Annotated in this window: 16 protein-coding genes and 1 tRNA gene; 4 read left to right on the plus strand and 13 right to left on the minus strand. The window is 43.2% G+C overall.

Features of this window, described 5'->3' with window-relative positions; genetic code table 11:
- Positions 1 to 51: 51 nt before the first annotated feature.
- The 10 genes from rpsU to GWR56_RS01645 form a co-directional block, all read right to left on the minus strand.
- The gene (gene rpsU, locus GWR56_RS01600; protein WP_067059690.1) at positions 52 to 246 is read right to left on the minus strand and encodes a 30S ribosomal protein S21; all 195 of its coding nucleotides are present in this window, start codon (positions 244 to 246) and stop codon (positions 52 to 54) included.
- A 104-nt stretch (positions 247 to 350) separates the two neighbouring features.
- On the minus strand, positions 351 to 1,034 hold the full coding sequence (locus GWR56_RS01605; protein WP_162429441.1) for a carboxypeptidase-like regulatory domain-containing protein: 684 nt from the start codon (positions 1,032 to 1,034) through the stop codon (positions 351 to 353).
- A 107-nt stretch (positions 1,035 to 1,141) separates the two neighbouring features.
- Positions 1,142 to 3,106, minus strand: coding sequence for a M1 family metallopeptidase (locus tag GWR56_RS01610; RefSeq protein ID WP_162429442.1), 1,965 nt, complete (start codon positions 3,104 to 3,106; stop codon positions 1,142 to 1,144).
- 113 nt (positions 3,107 to 3,219) lie between these two features.
- On the minus strand, positions 3,220 to 3,564 hold the full coding sequence (locus tag GWR56_RS01615) for a Spx/MgsR family RNA polymerase-binding regulatory protein (RefSeq protein WP_162429443.1): 345 nt from the start codon (positions 3,562 to 3,564) through the stop codon (positions 3,220 to 3,222).
- A 12-nt stretch (positions 3,565 to 3,576) separates the two neighbouring features.
- Positions 3,577 to 5,964 (minus strand): TonB-dependent receptor domain-containing protein, encoded by a 2,388-nt coding sequence (locus GWR56_RS01620; protein ID WP_162429444.1) that lies wholly within the window; start codon positions 5,962 to 5,964, stop codon positions 3,577 to 3,579.
- A gap of 87 nt (positions 5,965 to 6,051) precedes the next feature.
- Entirely contained in the window at positions 6,052 to 6,612 is a 561-nt protein-coding gene (gene pth, locus GWR56_RS01625) for an aminoacyl-tRNA hydrolase (RefSeq protein ID WP_162433073.1), read from the minus strand.
- Between the two features lie 298 nt (positions 6,613 to 6,910).
- Positions 6,911 to 8,677, minus strand: coding sequence for an RICIN domain-containing protein (locus tag GWR56_RS01630; RefSeq protein ID WP_238395284.1), 1,767 nt, complete (start codon positions 8,675 to 8,677; stop codon positions 6,911 to 6,913).
- A gap of 258 nt (positions 8,678 to 8,935) precedes the next feature.
- Positions 8,936 to 9,514 (minus strand): 50S ribosomal protein L25/general stress protein Ctc, encoded by a 579-nt coding sequence (locus tag GWR56_RS01635; RefSeq protein WP_162429446.1) that lies wholly within the window; start codon positions 9,512 to 9,514, stop codon positions 8,936 to 8,938.
- 58 nt (positions 9,515 to 9,572) lie between these two features.
- Positions 9,573 to 10,517: a ribose-phosphate pyrophosphokinase gene (locus GWR56_RS01640; protein WP_162429447.1), complete on the minus strand. Its 945-nt coding sequence runs from the start codon at positions 10,515 to 10,517 to the stop codon at positions 9,573 to 9,575.
- Positions 10,518 to 10,667: 150 nt separating this feature from the next.
- Positions 10,668 to 10,738: transfer RNA gene (locus GWR56_RS01645), tRNA-Gln, on the minus strand.
- Between the two features lie 209 nt (positions 10,739 to 10,947).
- Here GWR56_RS01645 and GWR56_RS01650 point away from each other — a divergent pair.
- From GWR56_RS01650 to GWR56_RS01660, 4 genes are all read left to right on the plus strand, one after another.
- On the plus strand, positions 10,948 to 14,085 hold the full coding sequence (locus GWR56_RS01650) for a protein O-mannosyl-transferase family (RefSeq protein ID WP_162429448.1): 3,138 nt from the start codon (positions 10,948 to 10,950) through the stop codon (positions 14,083 to 14,085).
- A gap of 319 nt (positions 14,086 to 14,404) precedes the next feature.
- Positions 14,405 to 14,590 carry a hypothetical protein gene (locus GWR56_RS01655; RefSeq protein ID WP_162429449.1) on the plus strand — a complete coding sequence of 62 codons (186 nt, stop codon included), beginning with the start codon at positions 14,405 to 14,407 and terminating at the stop codon, positions 14,588 to 14,590.
- 25 nt (positions 14,591 to 14,615) lie between these two features.
- A complete protein-coding gene (locus GWR56_RS20675) occupies positions 14,616 to 14,744 on the plus strand; it encodes a hypothetical protein (RefSeq protein WP_255456703.1) in 129 nt (42 codons plus the stop codon).
- Positions 14,745 to 14,787: 43 nt separating this feature from the next.
- On the plus strand, positions 14,788 to 14,949 hold the full coding sequence (locus GWR56_RS01660) for a hypothetical protein (RefSeq protein WP_162429450.1): 162 nt from the start codon (positions 14,788 to 14,790) through the stop codon (positions 14,947 to 14,949).
- 58 nt (positions 14,950 to 15,007) lie between these two features.
- Here GWR56_RS01660 and lpxB read toward each other — a convergent pair whose 3' ends face one another.
- From lpxB to surE, 3 genes are all read right to left on the minus strand, one after another.
- Positions 15,008 to 16,132, minus strand: a complete 1,125-nt coding sequence (lpxB, locus tag GWR56_RS01665; RefSeq protein WP_162429451.1) for a lipid-A-disaccharide synthase — start codon at positions 16,130 to 16,132, stop codon at positions 15,008 to 15,010.
- An 88-nt stretch (positions 16,133 to 16,220) separates the two neighbouring features.
- Positions 16,221 to 16,484, minus strand: coding sequence for a hypothetical protein (locus tag GWR56_RS01670; protein ID WP_162429452.1), 264 nt, complete (start codon positions 16,482 to 16,484; stop codon positions 16,221 to 16,223).
- Positions 16,477 to 17,250, minus strand: coding sequence for a 5'/3'-nucleotidase SurE (surE, locus tag GWR56_RS01675; protein WP_162429453.1), 774 nt, complete (start codon positions 17,248 to 17,250; stop codon positions 16,477 to 16,479). The genes GWR56_RS01670 and surE overlap by 8 nt, the downstream gene beginning before the upstream one ends.
- Positions 17,251 to 17,254 lie beyond the last annotated feature (4 nt).

A 17,254-nucleotide genomic window follows, 5' to 3' on the forward strand; every position in this document is an offset into this window, starting at 1 on the left:
AAATAGTTTTTTTATAGTGACAAGAAAATCTGTAAAATTCGTCTACGAGAATTAAACAGTAGTTTCCAAGTTCATATTCTGCTTATAGATAGCATGTTTGATTTCATGCCTGCGGGTAATTGATTTTTTCTCGAAAGCCTGGCGACTGCGCAGTTCTCTTAAAACACCCGTTTTTTCAAATTTCTTTTTAAAGCGTTTTAATGCCTTATCTAATGATTCGCCGTCTTTTACGTTAATGATGATCATAATTCCAAATACCTCCTTTCAGGGACGTCAAAGGTATGGAAATACTTTTAAAACTGAAATACAATATTTTATAATTTTTTCCGCCGATTTAAACCTGGGCATTTTTAGGGTTTAAGGGGCTGTGGGGCCCGCTTGTCAGGCGGCAGGGCCATAAACTTTTTATAGCTGTCATTTACATAAGCCACCATCGATTCGGCATTATTACTGCGTATAAAGGCATAGGTAGGCCTAAACATCGTCATGAAGTTTTCAAGGTCGGTACCTCTCAACGGCACCAAACTGCTAACGTAAGCGGGGCTAAACGCAGCGTCGATACCGCGCTGTTCGGCCTCACGCTGAAAGTACCGTTTTAACCGCCGCGCCTTTTTACCTTCGCTGCTAAACCATGTTGATGGCGAAAATACATACACCTTACTTTTTTCATACACCTCGGGGTATTCGGCCCGGGGATTAAATGGCGTGCGTTTGGCAGTAATGTTTACCTGCCTTAACGAGATAGTTTGCGTGGTAAGCATTATCTTTTTGGGGGTAAGGTCTATCAGGTACAGGGTATCTGAAGTATACCCCGGCGAATTAAATATAAGGGTTTGCCCTGCCGCAGCACGTATGGCAAAATTGCCTTTGTTATCGGTAATGCTTACCTGGCGGTTATTTATATCACGTATAAAAACATCTGATAAGCGGATGTTGGTGCCCTGCTCATAAACAGTTCCTTTAAAAACACCCTGTGCATTTGCAAACGCGGTGGTTGATATCAATATAACGGCAACCCAAAATACCTGTTTCATGGCGCATATATTAGCTATATTATTAAACCTGTTTATTCCTTTAAAAGTTTCAAATTAACAGCCTAAAATCAATAAAAAACCCGGCCTAAACCGGGTTTTTATGAAAATTACTTTTGCCAAACATTATTATCCGGGTTATAATCGGGTAATACTTTGTCTGGGTCGTAAGTAACTGATTGTATTTCTTCTGTAGATGGGTATTTTACAACAAAGCTATTGTTACGTTCCCATATTTCAACAGGCAGTTTAAGACGGGTAACCTTACCGCTTACTGTTTTAATATCCAGGATAACCGGCATCACCAGCTTATCAAGGTTTTCGATGGTGATCAATGCGCCCTTATTTGCATCGCCGCCTACATATTTAACATCGCGCACAGCAACATCCAATCGCCAGTTGTTTACAAACCAGCCTCTCCAAAACCAGCTCAGATTCTCGCCGCTCGCGTTTTCCATTGTCCTGAAGAAATCATCAGGCGTAGGGTGTTTAAATGCCCAGCGTGCAATGTAAGTACGGAAAGCATAATCGAAGCGCTCAGGGCCCAGGATAGTTTCGCGCAGCATAGTTAAGCCCATGCCGGGTTTAAAGTATAGCATCCAACCGGTGTTGGCTTCTTTCAGGTTTTCCGGATAACTCATTATCGGTTCCATCTGTGCGCTTGTTACAAATGCCCCCGCTTTGTGCATATCCTGTTTTTTGCTTGCGTACTCGCCTTTATTAAAGTCAGCGGTGCTTAAAGTATTTATAAAGGTATTAAAGCCTTCATCCATCCAGCCGTATAAACGTTCGTTCGAGCCTACGATCATCGGGAACCAGGTATGGCCAAACTCGTGATCGTTAACACCCCAAAGCTGTGATTTTTTTGCTTTGAAACCACAGAACACAATACCAGGGTATTCCATGCCACCAACCCTGCCGGCAACTGCGGTAGCGGCAGGATAAGGATATTCGAACCATTTTTGCGAATTATACTCAATAGATTTTTTTACATACTCGGTTGATCGGCCCCAGGCATCGTTGCCATCGCTTTCAACCGGATAAGCCGATATAGCGATAGATTTTTTGCCGCTTGGCAGGTCCATTTTAGCAGCATCAACAATAAACGCTGCCGATGAACCCCATGAAGCGTCGCGCGCATTCTTTATTTTGAAGTGCCAGGTAAGCTCTTTTTTGCCCGCCGGGCGCGATGCAGGGCTGGTTACTTCGTTTGCTGAGCGTATCATTACGGTCTGCTCGCTTTTTTCTGCCTGCGCCCAGCGTTTTAACTGCTCGGGCGTGTAAACGTCCTGCGGATTTTGCAACTCGCCCGATGCAACCACTATATGATTGGCCGGTGCAGTAATATTCAGATCAAAATCGCCGTACTCCAGGTAAAACTCTCCCGGGCCAGTGTAAGGCACAGCATTCCATCCCATTATATCATCGTACACATACATGCGGGGATACCATTGTGCTACAGTGTAAATTTTACCATTTTTTGTTTCCTGGATACCGGTACGGTCAGATCCGTAATCGGGCACAATAAATGAGTACTCGATGTTAAGTTTTACCTGGCCGCCATTAGCATTTACACCGGCAGGCAAAAATATCTGCATCCGGGTATCTTCGATTAAATACTTAACAGGGGTATCGCCAACCTTAACCGACTTAATTTTATATCCGCCTTTGCTCAAATCGCCACGGCCACCGTTACGGCTACCGCTTGGCGGTATAATTGCCGAACCACGTGAGCCTTCGGCAAAAAGGTTCTGATCTAACTGCATCCATAAAAAGTCAAGTTTTTGAGGGCTGTTGTTGGTATACGTTAAAACTTCAGAACCGGTAACTTCGTTGGTTTGATCATTAAGCCGTGCGTTCAGTTGGTAATCGGCCCGGTTTTGCCAATACCTTGGCCCCGGCTGCCCATCCGCCGCGCGAAACTCCGACCCATTTTTCGTGTAAAAAAAAGGTGCAAACGGATCATGGTAATTATAGTTGCCGGCAGCCGGCTGCTCCTGTTGCTGCGCCTGTACAACAACGCTGCTAACGGCCATAATAGCCAGCGTACAACCGGCAATTAGTTTCAGTTTCATAATTTTATAATGATTTGGTAAAAACAAAGACAATAATACACATTATACATTTGAGTGTGTCATCAAATTACAAAGTGTAATAAGTAAGTTACGGATTAACAGTCTGTGATAAATTACTTAAACGCCTTATTATAAACGGCTTCATCAAAGCCAAAAAACAATAAATCGCCATTTTCTATAACGGGGCGTTTGATCATACTGGTTTTTTGCTGCAATAATTGCAAGGCGTCCTTGTTTGTTTTGATACTTTCTTTAACCGCCGGGTCAAGCTGTTTCCAGGTTAGGCCCTGCTTGTTCAAGAACTTTTCGTAACCCGCTTTCTCATCCCACTCGTTCAGTTTTTCGGCGCTTACGCCCAGCTTCTTAAAATCATGAAACTCGTATGCTACGTTATTTGCTTTTAACCAGTCGAGCGCTTTTTTTACCGTGTTGCAGTTGGTGATGCCGTAAACTTTCATGGGGCTAAAATATCAATTTTTAGCACCGCCAAGTGAATCATCATTATTAATTCCGCGCTGGTTTTTTTTGATAGCTGCGCTTAAGCTGCCAAACTTATAGTTGAAGCCTATGCCGATAGACCTGAAGTTTTGGTAGTTATAGGAAAAGTTGTTAAACGAATCGGTATGCGTATAAAAATCAAGCTTTATAAACTTGCTAAACGGTCCGTTGGCGTATAATGACAATGTGGCTTTTTTATTAAACAGCTCTTTAGATGCGTTGAAACCATAACCAAGGTAGTAATTATCAATGCCCTGCAATAGCACATAGCGGCTATCAAACCCAACATTAACCCCTACCCGGTAACCATCACTAAATTTGTAACTGCTATTGGTAAATACATGCCCCTGGTAACCGCTGTTAGTAAAAAACTCGTTATTGAACGTGCCTTTTAACCACACGCGCATTATCTCGGCATTTACGTTTACATTAAATTTGGTTGTTATGGGGTAGTTCCAATTTACATCTAACCCCAGGTTTTTGTTTTTACCTACGTTAGCATAAGTGCTGGTGGTAACGGTGCCATTTACGCTTGATAAATTTTGAATAGTATTATTGGCAAAAGCATAGCTTAAGCTGATATTAAGCGATCCTTTTGCGAAGTTGCCGTAACTAAGCTCGAAATTATTATTAACGGCCGGGCGCAATGCAGGGTTACCCCTGCTAATGTATTTGGTATTGGTACTATCAACAAACGGGTTAAGTTGCCATATACCGGGGCGCTGTATACGTTGAGTAAAACCAAACGTAAGGCTGCTATTGTTTAACGAGCGTTGCATCGAGAACGATGGCACAACATTGGTATAGGATTGATTGAGGTTGGTACTGGTTGATGTAAAGTTGGCGTTGATCTCGGTACGCTCATACCTCGCGCCCGCTTTGAATGTCCATTTGGTAAATTTAAGTGTATAAGAGTTATAGGCGCTATATACATTTTGATGGTAGTCAAAATCGTTTGCCTGTCCGCTGTTATCCATGTAATTACCCGTCGCGTCCTTCAGGTCGGTATGAAAGGTACTGTAGTTATTACGGTTTATCATTTTACCCCCGGCTTCTATGTTCAGTTTTTTAAGCGGGTGCACATAATCCAATTGCGTGGTATGCTCTTTTGCACCGGAATTATTTAACTGACGAAAATCGGCACTGTTTCCCGGAGATACAAGATTAAGGGCGTTATTACCAAAATCGCTGTATTTATAAGAGGCGGTAAGCAACCGGTCTTTATTGCCTTTAAAACCTAACTGGTAGTTAAGCCCAAAATCGGCACCGTGGTATGCACCATCACCATTGTTGGTAGTAGTGTAACTGTTGGCAACACCCGCATTAGTTTCGGTAGTAAATTGTGTAGATAAGTTTAAGTTAGTGCCGCGGTAGTAATTGAAAGTACCGGTCAACAGATTTAAACTATCGGCCTCAAAACTTAGCTCGGTACTTACATAGTTATTGTTTCCGGTACCAAAACGATTACCCGTTTGCACCACTGATGATGGCTGCAGCAGGAAATCTGTTTGATTATAAAAATCTGTAGGGCGCTTCGGCCTGTGCCCCGTACCTGCGTAGGCATTAACTCCAAACTTGCCTTTTTTTGCTGTAAGGTTTATATTAGCCCGCGGCCCCCATATACTGTTATAATTAAGGTTTACCGAGCCATTGTACCCTTCATCTCCCTTTTTTTGAGTAATGATATTGATAATACCTGCCAATCCCTCGGCGTCGTACTTGGCAGGTGGTGTGGTTATTACCTCTATCTTTACAATGTTGGTACCCGGCATGGCTTTTAATATATCTGACGGGTTACGCGCCATCAGTGCCGACTCTTTACCGTTCAATAATATCTTGTAATTGCCGCTTCCGCGCAGTTTGATATTATCGTTGCCATCAACAGACAGCAGCGGCACTTTTCGGATCATATCAAGCGCGGTGACGGCTTTTGCTTCCGGGTCTGCCTGCACGTCGTAACTCAGGCGGTCAACCTCCTGTTTCATCAACGGCCTGGCCGCAACAACCGATACTTCTTTTAATTGATTATGCGTAGCTGCAAGCAGCACACTACCCACGTCGACCATCTTTTTATCACCCGGTATATCGATCACTTTGGTACCATAGCCCATGTAGACCAATGCAAGTTTATAACGCTTTTGAGGGACACCCCCAAGTTCAAAAGTACCGTCATCTTTGGTGAGCATACTTTTTACAGGGGCGTTGCTGGCGGCATCTGTTAAGGCAACGGTTACAAAACTAAGGGGTTTATTAATAGCCGAATCGATAACCAGACCCTTTATAGTAATGTTTTGTACTGGTGATTGTGCAAATGTAAGGGTAGTGCAGAAACCAAGCACTGCCAGCAGAAATATTTTCATTCAATAGTTTAGCCTAAAAGACGCGCGAAGATAAGCCTTCGTTGCAACCTACGCCGTTATAAATACGGGTAATTTGTAACAAAAACGCTACTTATTGAATTTGGTCATGGTTAACTCCGTACCAATGGTAGTAAAGCTTTTTATCATCTCTATCGAGCGCTCAATCAAGGCAGGTAATTCGGGCTTTTCATCATCATCAAAGCCGCTTAATACATAATCTACCTGCCGCCCTTTTGGGAAATTATCGCCCACACCAAACCTAAGCCTGGCGTATTCATTGTTACCCAATATTGCTTCGATGTTCTTTAAGCCGTTATGCCCCGCGGCGCTGCCTTTAGGTTTTAATCGCAGGGTGCCTAATGGCAATGCTATATCGTCCACAACTACCAATACATTCTGCACCGGGATCTTCAGTTCCTTCATCCAGTGATTAAGCGCTTTACCGCTAAGGTTCATGTAAGTGGTTGGCTTAATAAGGTGCAGGCTGCGGCCCTTATGGTTTACTTCGGCGTAGGAAGCAAGGCGCATGGTGTAAAACTTCGCTCCCTCCTGCTTTGCCATTTCATCCAACACCATAAAACCAATGTTATGCCTCGTATCGGCATACTCCGGCCCGATATTCCCTAAACCAACGATAAGATATTTCATACCCGCTAAACCCGGTTTAGCCACCGGGGCTTTCTTTAAAAACTTACTAAAATAAGGCCTGATTGCCATAAATTAAGAAATAGCAAAGTAAAACAAAAACGGCAATAAGTAACTCATCGGTTTACCCATTATTTAAGTCAACAGGCCTTTGCTTCTTCGAACCGCCTTCTTTTATCACCGCGGAAAGAATGCTAAAACTTCCAAAGCACTCGTCAGATGAGCGCAAGGGTTAGGTTATTCTAAATAGCAAAGCCGCCTAAAGTATAGGCGGCTTTGCTAAAAAACACGTCGCTTTGCTTTATAACCCCACTACCGAATACGGCACGCGGATGTTTTTTACACGATAGTAATAAGGGTCGAGATAACCTTCCTGACAATCTGAAACGCCGCAGCCCGAAAAATTAAGGCAAAAGGTAAGTAACAGTTCGTTATGGCCGTTAACCGATTCGGGGTGAATTGACGGCGTATAATAACGTGCGTACTTACCGGCTAAATATTCGCTAACTGTATATATATACTTTGGAGTGGTAAACGGACCTGTTGGGCTGCTTGATGTGGATATATATATATCACGCTTATCCTCGCAGTTGAAGCCCTGGTCCATTGACATCATAATGTATTTACCGTTAAGATAAGAGATTGAGTTATTACCCGGCCCTACAGCAATTTTTGCCGCATCGCTGGCGGTAGGCATGTTTACCCAAGAAGCACCGTCCCAAAACGTCCATTTCAACGGATCACTTTGTGCGAACCGGGCTACAAAAATATTATTGCCATAACCGAAGTTGAAGCCTTGGGAGCCGAAAGAATACACATAACCATCGTTACCCTTTACCATACCCGTAGAATAACTGATATCTACCTGGCCCGACATACCCTGGGGTGTAAAACGCTCAGCCGTCCATTCGTTGCCTGCATTTGGTGTTAACTTATACAGCGACTGGTTAGTGCTGCTGAGGCCTTTACCCTCGCCGCACTGTACCCAAACGCTACCGTTTATTTGAACACCTAAGCCCGGCCACGACCAATCTGTGCCAGGCTGGTTATTAAACACCTGCCGCGGCCTTCCATGCGCGCTGTTTGGTATTGTCATGTTAGTGGTATGGTCGGGGTTCCAGTCGGTCGCTGTTGGTTGAATCATTACCGAGTTGTTGTAATTAAAAAAGTCCGAACATGAAAATTTATGATTATCGCGTAACCTGGAACCATCCCAGGCATCTTGTGTTATCCATAGAACGCGGCCATCGCTCAGCGGTACACTGGTACCCTGGTCAAACGCTACCGAACCCTGGCTTGGGTCATTTCTCTCAAAAAACCCTATTGCCGAGTCGTCCCTGTAAGCCTCCTCTGCAAGCGGTGTAAGGGTGAAGCGCTGGCTGCTACTATTATCATCAGCCTGCTGCAGGGTTACATTATTATCTGCGGCTGATACATTAAGCACCAGGCCCGTAGTCTTATTAACAATATTAAATGCGCCTATGGTTGATGATTGCTTAATTACCCACAATTCTGCTGCTGCGGCCGATTCCCGATATTGCTCAGCTACTGTACCTGCCTGTGCACCAGCGGGGGCATTCAAAAACTTCCCGGTGAACAGATTGCGGATCTGGTAATACCTTACGCCTCCGGCTGTGCTATTATATATGAGGTGCCATTTTTGCCAAAGCGGCATCGCCGAAGCACTTGTAACGGCTTCTACTTTTTGGTTATCCTTATATTTCTCATTAAAGGTATAATTGCCTGCCACCTGTAGCATTTTGCCGTTGTTGCCGGCAATAGCAAATACGCCGTATTGTATATCGTTTATATCAAAAACTTTAAACTCCACATTCCAGTCGTACGTCTCGCCCGATTCGGCCGTGACTACAAATACCTGTTTCAACGATGTAGCATCAAAACTCGCACCGGATGCAGGCGACACGGTTGCCCCTTCAGATATTACCATATTAGCCTTTAGTGCAGCCATGTTAGCACCTTTCTGCACTGTAACCACTATAGTATGTGTAGTATTATTAAACACCGCAGGGCCCATCTGCCCTTCTGCAAGCGAAAATTGTTTGATCATTCTTCCGGGACTTGGAAATCGTTTATAATCTTTAGAACAAGACACAACAAGCATAATTGCCGTTAGCAGTAGGAGTAATTTTCTCATGATAAGCCTTTGATTTAAGTTTAATTATCACAAATATTACGATTGTAAATCGATTTAGCAAACTTTTTTTAAATTTTTATAAGGGTTTAACTGCTAAAAAACCAGGTGCATAAAAAAAGCGACGGTTTTTCCGTCGCTTTAAATTTTAAGCTGGTGCAGTGACCGACTAAATTATTTTTTGCCTGCCTCTTGTTCAGCCTGGCGTAATGCACGCGAAGTAGTAACAGATACGATAGTATCTTCCTGCGCATTGGTGATAGTAAGGTTAGGGATCTTGATCTCGTTAACTTTTACTGATTTACCAACCTCAAGCGCTTCGATGCTCACTTCGATGTTATCTAAATGGTCTTTAGGCAAAGCCTTTACGCGTAGTTTCCTTAATTTTTGAACTAACTTACCGCCTACTTTAACACCCGGCGAAGTTCCTGTTAATTTAACAGGGATCTCAATAGTTACCGGTTTGTTTTCATCGAGCAATAAAAAGTCGATGTGGATAAGTTGTTCCGTTAACGGGTGGAACTGCATATCTTTAATTATAGCCCTTGATTTTACGCCGGCTACGTCAATGTCGATGAAATGAACAACCGGAGTATAAACTACGGCTCTCAAATCAGCTGCGGACACTGCAAAGTGGGTTTGGGTTGACCCACCGTAAAGTACTGCTGGCACTAAGCCCTGGTAACGCAGTTCTTTAGCGTCTCTTTTCCCTACGTTCTCTCTTGGAGAACCGCTAATAGCAATTGATTTCATTATTTATTTATTATTCAAAGCCATACCAACACGGTATGGATATTTTAAGTCTCTTTTATTAATCTACCCTGAACAACTGGCTTATTGAGCCATGCTCGTTAACGTTGCTTATTGCCTTTGCAAACAGATCGGCAGTGGTAAGCACCTTTATTTTAGGGCTCGAGTGTTTTAACGGTATGGTATCGGTTACTATCAGTTCAGTTAACGCCGAATTCTCGATAGTTTCGTAAGCCTTACCTGATAATACCGGGTGTGTACAAACCGCGCGAACGCTTTTTGCCCCACGCTCCATAATCAAACCGGCAGCTTTTGCAAGCGTACCTGCCGTATCACAAATGTCATCTATCAGTACAATGTCCTGGTCTGTAACATCGCCAATAATGGTCATGCTTTCAATTTCATTTGCACGTTTGCGGCGTTTATCGCAAATTACTACCTCGGCATTAAAGAACTTGGCAAAGCTACGCGCCCTGTACGAACCGCCCATATCAGGCGATGCAATGGTAAGGTTACCCAAACCAAGGCTTTTTATATAGGGCACAAATATGATAGATGCATCCAGGTGATCTACCGGCACATCAAAAAACGCCTGTATCTGAGCAGCGTGCAGGTCCATCGTCATGATACGGTTTATACCTGCGGCTACCAGTAAATTAGCTACCAGTTTTGAACCTATTGCAACACGGGGCTTATCTTTCCTGTCCTGGCGTGCCAATCCAAAATAAGGGATAACCGCTATAATGTAATGGGCAGACGCACGCCGGGCGGCATCTATCATCATTAACAGCTCCATCAGGTTATCGGTTGGCTGGTGCGTGCTCTGTATCAAAAACACATCGCAACCGCGGATAGACTCGTTAAAATGCGGCTGAAACTCGCCATCGCTGAAACGCGATAAAACCACATCGCCAAGTTCCTGGCCGTATGATTCAGCAATGTGTTTTGACAGTTCCTGCGAACCCGAACCTGCAAATAGCTTAACCGTATTAAACTGTAAAGGCATCTTTTGATTTTAGATTTGAGATGTACGATATCAGATTTACTCCCTCGCCACCCTTCTTAAATATCAACCCCGTGTTAAACAACAATCGGATTTCGATTTTCATCAGGATATAAATCCGAAACTAAAAATCCGAAATCCGAAATTTCAATGTTGCCCGACCAGGATTCGAACCTAGACAAACGGTACCAAAAACCGTCGTACTACCATTATACTATCAGGCAATCTCCTTTGGTTTGTAAGCCTTCCCAAAAAGGAATGCAAATATAGGACGATTTTTCAATAGTCAAAAGTAAAATTTAAAAAAGTAACCGCATTTATTTTCAGATCACAACATCCGTTAAAAAGTGTTAAGGTTTTGGTTTTAACATAAACATCTTAATGTTTTTGTTAATTTCGTCAGCTTAAACCTTACTTAGCTCGTAATTACAGCATGAACTACAATAAGATAAACAATATTTTTGGCTGGGCAGTCGGTATAATTGCTTCTATAACATACATTTTAACGCTGGAGCCCTCTACCAGTTTTTGGGATTGCGGTGAATTTATTGCCTGTATATACCGCCTGCAGGTAGCGCACCAGCCGGGTGCACCGCTGTTTACTATGATAGGCAAGGTATTTTCGCTCCTATCGTTCGGTAACAACATGAAGGTGGCCTATTTTACCAATATGGCTTCGGCTTTATCAAGCGGCGCAACAATTATATTTTTGTTTTGGACCATAACCGCCCTGGCTAAAAAGCTGATTGTTAAAGCCGGCGAACAAATAACCCAAACAAACATTATCCAGATAATGGGCGCCGGTTTGGTTGGCGCGCTGGCCTATACCTGGTCAGATACCTTTTGGTTCTCGGCTGTAGAGAGTGAAGTTTATGCGCAATCATCACTTTGCACCGCCGTAGTTTTTTGGGCTATACTGAAATGGGAAGCCCATGCCGACGAGCCCCGTGCCGATAAATGGATCATATTTATTGCTTATGTAATGGGTTTATCTATCGGTATCCACTTGCTAAACCTGCTGGTGATACCGGCAATTGCGTTGGTTATATATTTCCGCAGGGCAAAACAGGTTACTACGCCGGGCACTATATGGTCGTTTATTTTGGGTATAATCACTGTTGCCCTGATCCTATGGGGCGTAATACAATTTACAGTTAAAGGTGCAGCCTTCTCTGATCTGTTTTTTGTGAACACCCTGGGGATGGGCTTTAATACCGGTGCCATTATATTCTACTTGCTTGTTATGGCCGCGCTGGCTTTAGGGATTATTTATACCATTAATGCCCGGGCCAGTTACATGTGGGCGGCAGTTAGCTGTTTTGTATTGCTGCTGGGCTTCAGCGCCGGCATTGTTGGGCTGATAGCCGGAATTGCCATACTTGCCTTGCTTGAATATGTTTTAAAAGTACGCGAAAAACGCGTGGCGTTAAACCGTATTTTAATTTGCACGGTATTTATCCTTTTTGGTTACAGCTCATTTGTAATGATAGTTATCCGTGCAAAGGCGGGTACAAACCTAAACAACAGCGACCCCCAGGATGCCTTCGCATTGAATAGTTATCTTAACCGCGACCAATACGGCGATACTCCTTTATTATATGGCGAATACTTTGATTCGAAAGCTATCGACCAAACTGAGGGCGCTAATATTTATCGCCGTGGCGAAAAGAAATATGAGATTGCGGGTAAAAAATTAAACACCATTTACGATCGCAACACCTTATTCCCACGCATGTTCAGCCAAAAACCGGGGCACGCCGAGTTTTATAGGATGTGGAGCAACCTGGGCCCTGAAGAACAGCCTACAATGGCAACTAATATTGGCTTCTTCAGCACCTGGCAGGTAACACAAATGTACACCCGTTACTTTTTATGGAATTTTGCCGGCCGTGCTAATGAAATGGACGGCCAAACGGCGCAAGGGATAGACGGCAGCTGGTTAAGCGGTTTTAACTTTGGTAAGGAACTCCCAAGCACTGTTACACAAAGCAAATCGTACAACAGGCTTTTCTTCCTGCCGCTTATAATTGGCCTGTTGGGGGTAGTTTATCACTTTAAACGCAATCAGCGCGATGCAGGTGTGGTAACCGTATTATTCTTTTTTACGGGATTAGCCATTGTGCTTTACCTTAACCAGGACCCTTTACAGCCGCGCGAACGTGATTACGCCTATGCCGGATCGTTTTATGCCTTTGCCATATGGATAGGCCTGGGTGTATTGCTCATTGCCGAGTTTTTGAGCAAGAAAATAAATGCCAAAACCAGCGCTATCATAGCATCGGTGGTTTGCTTGCTGGCAGCGCCGGTTTTAATGGCAAGCCAGGAATGGGACGACCACGACCGCTCCACTAAACTTACGCCGCATGATATCGCTTATGATTATTTAAACTCTTGCGCGCCAAATGCCATTTTGTTTACTTATGCTGATAACGACACCTACCCGCTTTGGTATATACAGGAAGTGGAAGGGGTAAGGCCGGATGTGCGTATCGTAAATTTAAGCTTGCTGGGTACTGATTGGTACATACGCCAGATGAAACAAAAAATGAACGAATCGGCGCCATTACCTATCAGTATGCCTAACGATAAATTCAAAGCCGGCGTACGCGATGTAATATATTACAATGACGCAAAGGTGGCCGGCCCTATTGAGTTAAAGGAGGTGTTTGATTTTATAACGTCGGACAATAAAGATAACATGGTGCAGTATCAAAATGGCGAGAATGCGAACTATCTGCCCACCAAAAACTTTAAAATGACGGTAAATGCAGATGAGGTCGTTAAGGCGGGCTCGGTACCGGCCGACCAAAAAGACCGCATCGTATCCGAAATGGACTGGACCTATCCGGGTAAATATGTAACCAAAGATAACCTGGCCATGATGGATATACTGGCCACTAACAACTGGAAACGGCCGGTATATTTTGCCACCACCGTGCCGAGCGATAATATGCTCGGCCTCGACAAATACCTTTACAGCGAAGGCTTTGCCTCCCGCCTTATGCCATATAAGCCGGATAGCACTGTACAGCCGCAGGAATACAGCAATACGCTTATTATGTATAATAACATGATAAATAAGTATAAATACGGCAATTTTAAAACTGCTAAATACCTTGATCATGAATCGTTAAACTTGTTTTACCCGCTGATCACACGTTTATACGCAACTCTTGCTGATAATCTTTTGAAAGAAGGGCACCGTGATCTTGCAAAAAACACACTTAAGAAATATGAAGACGTAATGCCTTCAACGATCATTTCGACAGAATTGGCGGTCAGGAAGTACTGGATGTCTGAAAGCCTGTTCAGAATAGGCGACACTGCCTTAGCTGTTAAATTTGTGAACCAGGTGGATGATTATGTTATAGATCAGCTGAAATTCAATTACACCTTATTTCAAAAAGGTGACGCGGGATTAAATACGCGCGACGTACAGATGGCCCTGTCTTTATTAAACAGTATGGCCACCGTTACCAAAGACTTTAAGCAGGATGCCTTAAGCGCAAAAATAAGCGCACAGCTTAAAGACTACGGTACCAAGTTCGGCGGTATGCAAACACAGCCATAGTGCATAAATACCATTAAACAATATTAAAGCGGCCATAAGCCGCTTTTTTGTTTTCTGACCGGTGCAAAACAAACACTTCACTGTTCACAACCGTACACTTTGTTACGATTATAACCCGGTGCTGACCATTCTATACGACACATGTAGTTTTTTTTCATCCACAATTACGTACACCCCAAAATAAAAAATAGCCCAATAATGCATTCTAAAGGCGTTTTTGCTTTCTTTTAAGAAATATTCCTCCTTAAATGTCCTTTTTTTATCCGCGAATTGAAAGTTTGGCATCGAATTGGAATACTACTTATCAAACGGAGTTAAAATGGTAATCGATAAGAAAACTGAAAACACGGGCGAAGAGAAAGAGTGGGAAAACCCACAAGCTCCTGAAAAAACATCCGACGAAAGGGATAAGGAACAAATTGCGAGGCAATACAAAGAAGCGAAACGCAGACATGATAACCTTAGCGAAAACCAGGAAGAAGACGATAAAGAAACTAAACAATAAACTAAAAAACTTAAAATATTGAATTATGAAAACTTACCAAAAACCTGCTACCAGCAAATTAGTTAACCGCTTTGATAAAGAATTAATGAACATTTTGATGAGCGACCTAAAAGCAATAAAATCAAAAAACCCGGGCCGCCTGACAGCCGCGTAGTTTAAACATATCCCAAAACTCACAACACTAACTATCTTAACCTATGAAAGCTTATAAAAAACCTGCTGCAAGTAAATTACTTACCCGTTTTGATAACGACTTAAAGACTTTATTAATGGAAGACCTAAGATCTTTCAGGGAGAGGAACCAATTTTCATCAAGCAACAAACAGGCCGTTGTGAACCAACAATTATCGGCTGCCTGATCAATCATATATCTGCTCTATTTAAAACATCTTTTTGAGACAAACAAGGCCCTGCTTATTAAGCCGGGCTTTGTTGTTTTGAGGCATATTTTACGATCAATTTTGCCGCTTTTTCCGAAGCCCCCGGCGAACCCATTTTTTCATGAAGTGTATTATACCCGTCAAGTATTTTTTTGCGATAATTTTGATCATTCAGTAACTTATCCAACTCCCGGGTTATTTCCTCCTTTGTACAGTCCTGTTGTATCAGTTCCTTAACCACCGCGGTATTCATTATCAAGTTTACAAGCGATATAAATTTTATTTTGATAAGCAAACGCCCTATGGCAATGGTAAGCGCGTTGCCTTTATAAACAACCACCTGTGGTACGTTAAAAAGAGCAGTTTCTAAAGTGGCCGTACCCGACGCTACAACCGCCGCCCGGGCAATGGCCAAGACATCATAAGTAGCATTAAATATTACCGGGATATCCTTATCATTCAGATATTGTTTGTAATACTCTAAATCAAACGATGGCGCCCCCGCTATAACAAACTGGTGGTCTGGAAAGTCATCGGTAACACCCAGCATCTCCGGCAATAACCTGCTTATTTCCTGCTTACGGCTACCGGGTAATAAGGCAATGACTTTTTTTCCGGTCAGGTTATTATTCGTCAGGAAATTAGCATCCGCTTTAAATGCATCTACAGCATCAAGCAAGGGGTTTCCTACATAATCTATATCCATGCCCCAGCTTTTGTAAAAATCAACCTCGAAAGGCAGGATACAAAACAGGTGATCTACTATCTTTTTTATTTTAAGTACCCGTTTCTGGTTCCAGGCCCAAACCTTCGGCGAGATATAATAGCAAACCAACAAGCCATTAGCTTTAGCAAATTCGGCTATTTTTAAGTTAAATCCCGGGAAATCTATCAATATCAAAACGTCGGGGTGGAAGGAGGCAATATCCCGTTTACATTTCTTCAGGTTTTTAAGAATCGTGTTCAGGTTTAGTATAACTTCTACGAAACCCATAAACGCCATATCGGCGTAGTGTTTAACCAGCGTACCACCCTGGGCCTGCATCAGGTCGCCGCCAAAAAAACGAAACTCGGCCTGCCCGTCAAGCTCTTTCAAAGCCTTCATCAGGTTGGCCCCGTGCAGGTCGCCCGATGCTTCGCCTGCTACCAGGTAGTACTTCATGCTAAAGTTATTGAGTTAACCATTTATTGATTAAAGCCTCCCGGCACCAAAAATCCCGTCAGCACATCGTAAATCCGCACACTTATCTTTAGATATGCATTTTAAACACAAATATCAGTAATGTGCATACAAATGTAGTGATCATTATCCCGTTTGATGTTTTATCAAGATGCGCCCTTGCCGAGAATCTTAACATCACTAAATTTAAAGCCAGGGCTATCAGGTACGGAGCGGCAGGCTTATCTAAAAAAAAGCTTCCGTTATTTAATACCACCGCAAATATCACCCAGGCCAAAACAGGGGCCGCAAAGCCGTAAAGTATCCCCAAAAAAAGGTTGTTTTTTTTAAACATTAAAATTCCAGGAGTTTAAAACAGGGATAGCGTGGTGGGCCGTCATATCAAACTGAACCGGCACAACCGATGCATAATTGTGCTCAAGCGCCCAAACATCGGTATCCTCGCCGTTATCGTCATTTGTAAAAATACCTGTTAGCCAATAATAAGGCCGCTTATGCGGGTCAACGCGTTCATCAAACTCTTCAGCCCATTTGGCATTAGCCTGACGACAAATTTTTACACCCTTAATGTTATGCCCGGCCGGGAAATTTACATTTAGCACTGTCCCTACAGGCAAGCCATTGTTTAAAACCTGTGTGGCAAGTTCCTTTACGAACTTTTGGCAATGGTCGAAATTAGCCTGGTTAGTATAATCGTCCAGCGAAAATCCGATAGAAGGGATGCGTTCAATAGCCCCTTCAACTGCTGCCGACATTGTGCCCGAGTATAACACGTTTATAGAATTATTTAAACCGTGATTGATACCAGATACACACAGATCGGGCTTTACACCTTTTAATACCGTGTTTACAGCAAGTTTCACACAATCCACCGGTGTGCCGCTGCAGCTGTACATTTCAATACCTTCGTAAATATCAACCTTATCTAAACGCAGGGGTTTGCCTATGGTTATGGCATGGCCCATGCCCGATTGCGGGCTATCTGGCGCTACTACCACCACCCTGCCAAGCTCTTTCATGGTGTGCATAAGGGCTTTTATACCCGGCGCGGTTATACCATCATCATTTACTACAAGTATTGTGGGCTGCTTTGTTTTCATGCTG

The organism is Mucilaginibacter sp. 14171R-50, from assembly GCF_010093045.1.
GTDB lineage: Bacteria > Bacteroidota > Bacteroidia > Sphingobacteriales > Sphingobacteriaceae > Mucilaginibacter.

Coding starts and splice junctions, on each gene's coding strand:
- rpsU (WP_067059690.1), bottom strand. CDS start 246: ATGATCATCATTAACGTAAAAGACGGCGAATCATTAGATAAGGCATTA.
- GWR56_RS01605 (WP_162429441.1), bottom strand. CDS start 1,034: ATGAAACAGGTATTTTGGGTTGCCGTTATATTGATATCAACCACCGCG.
- GWR56_RS01610 (WP_162429442.1), bottom strand. CDS start 3,106: ATGAAACTGAAACTAATTGCCGGTTGTACGCTGGCTATTATGGCCGTT.
- GWR56_RS01615 (WP_162429443.1), bottom strand. CDS start 3,564: ATGAAAGTTTACGGCATCACCAACTGCAACACGGTAAAAAAAGCGCTC.
- GWR56_RS01620 (WP_162429444.1), bottom strand. CDS start 5,964: ATGAAAATATTTCTGCTGGCAGTGCTTGGTTTCTGCACTACCCTTACA.
- pth (WP_162433073.1), bottom strand. CDS start 6,612: ATGAAATATCTTATCGTTGGTTTAGGGAATATCGGGCCGGAGTATGCC.
- GWR56_RS01630 (WP_238395284.1), bottom strand. CDS start 8,677: ATGATCAAACAATTTTCGCTTGCAGAAGGGCAGATGGGCCCTGCGGTG.
- GWR56_RS01635 (WP_162429446.1), bottom strand. CDS start 9,514: ATGAAATCAATTGCTATTAGCGGTTCTCCAAGAGAGAACGTAGGGAAA.
- GWR56_RS01640 (WP_162429447.1), bottom strand. CDS start 10,517: ATGCCTTTACAGTTTAATACGGTTAAGCTATTTGCAGGTTCGGGTTCG.
- GWR56_RS01650 (WP_162429448.1), top strand. CDS start 10,948: ATGAACTACAATAAGATAAACAATATTTTTGGCTGGGCAGTCGGTATA.
- GWR56_RS01655 (WP_162429449.1), top strand. CDS start 14,405: ATGGTAATCGATAAGAAAACTGAAAACACGGGCGAAGAGAAAGAGTGG.
- GWR56_RS20675 (WP_255456703.1), top strand. CDS start 14,616: ATGAAAACTTACCAAAAACCTGCTACCAGCAAATTAGTTAACCGCTTT.
- GWR56_RS01660 (WP_162429450.1), top strand. CDS start 14,788: ATGAAAGCTTATAAAAAACCTGCTGCAAGTAAATTACTTACCCGTTTT.
- lpxB (WP_162429451.1), bottom strand. CDS start 16,132: ATGAAGTACTACCTGGTAGCAGGCGAAGCATCGGGCGACCTGCACGGG.
- GWR56_RS01670 (WP_162429452.1), bottom strand. CDS start 16,484: ATGTTTAAAAAAAACAACCTTTTTTTGGGGATACTTTACGGCTTTGCG.
- surE (WP_162429453.1), bottom strand. CDS start 17,250: ATGAAAACAAAGCAGCCCACAATACTTGTAGTAAATGATGATGGTATA.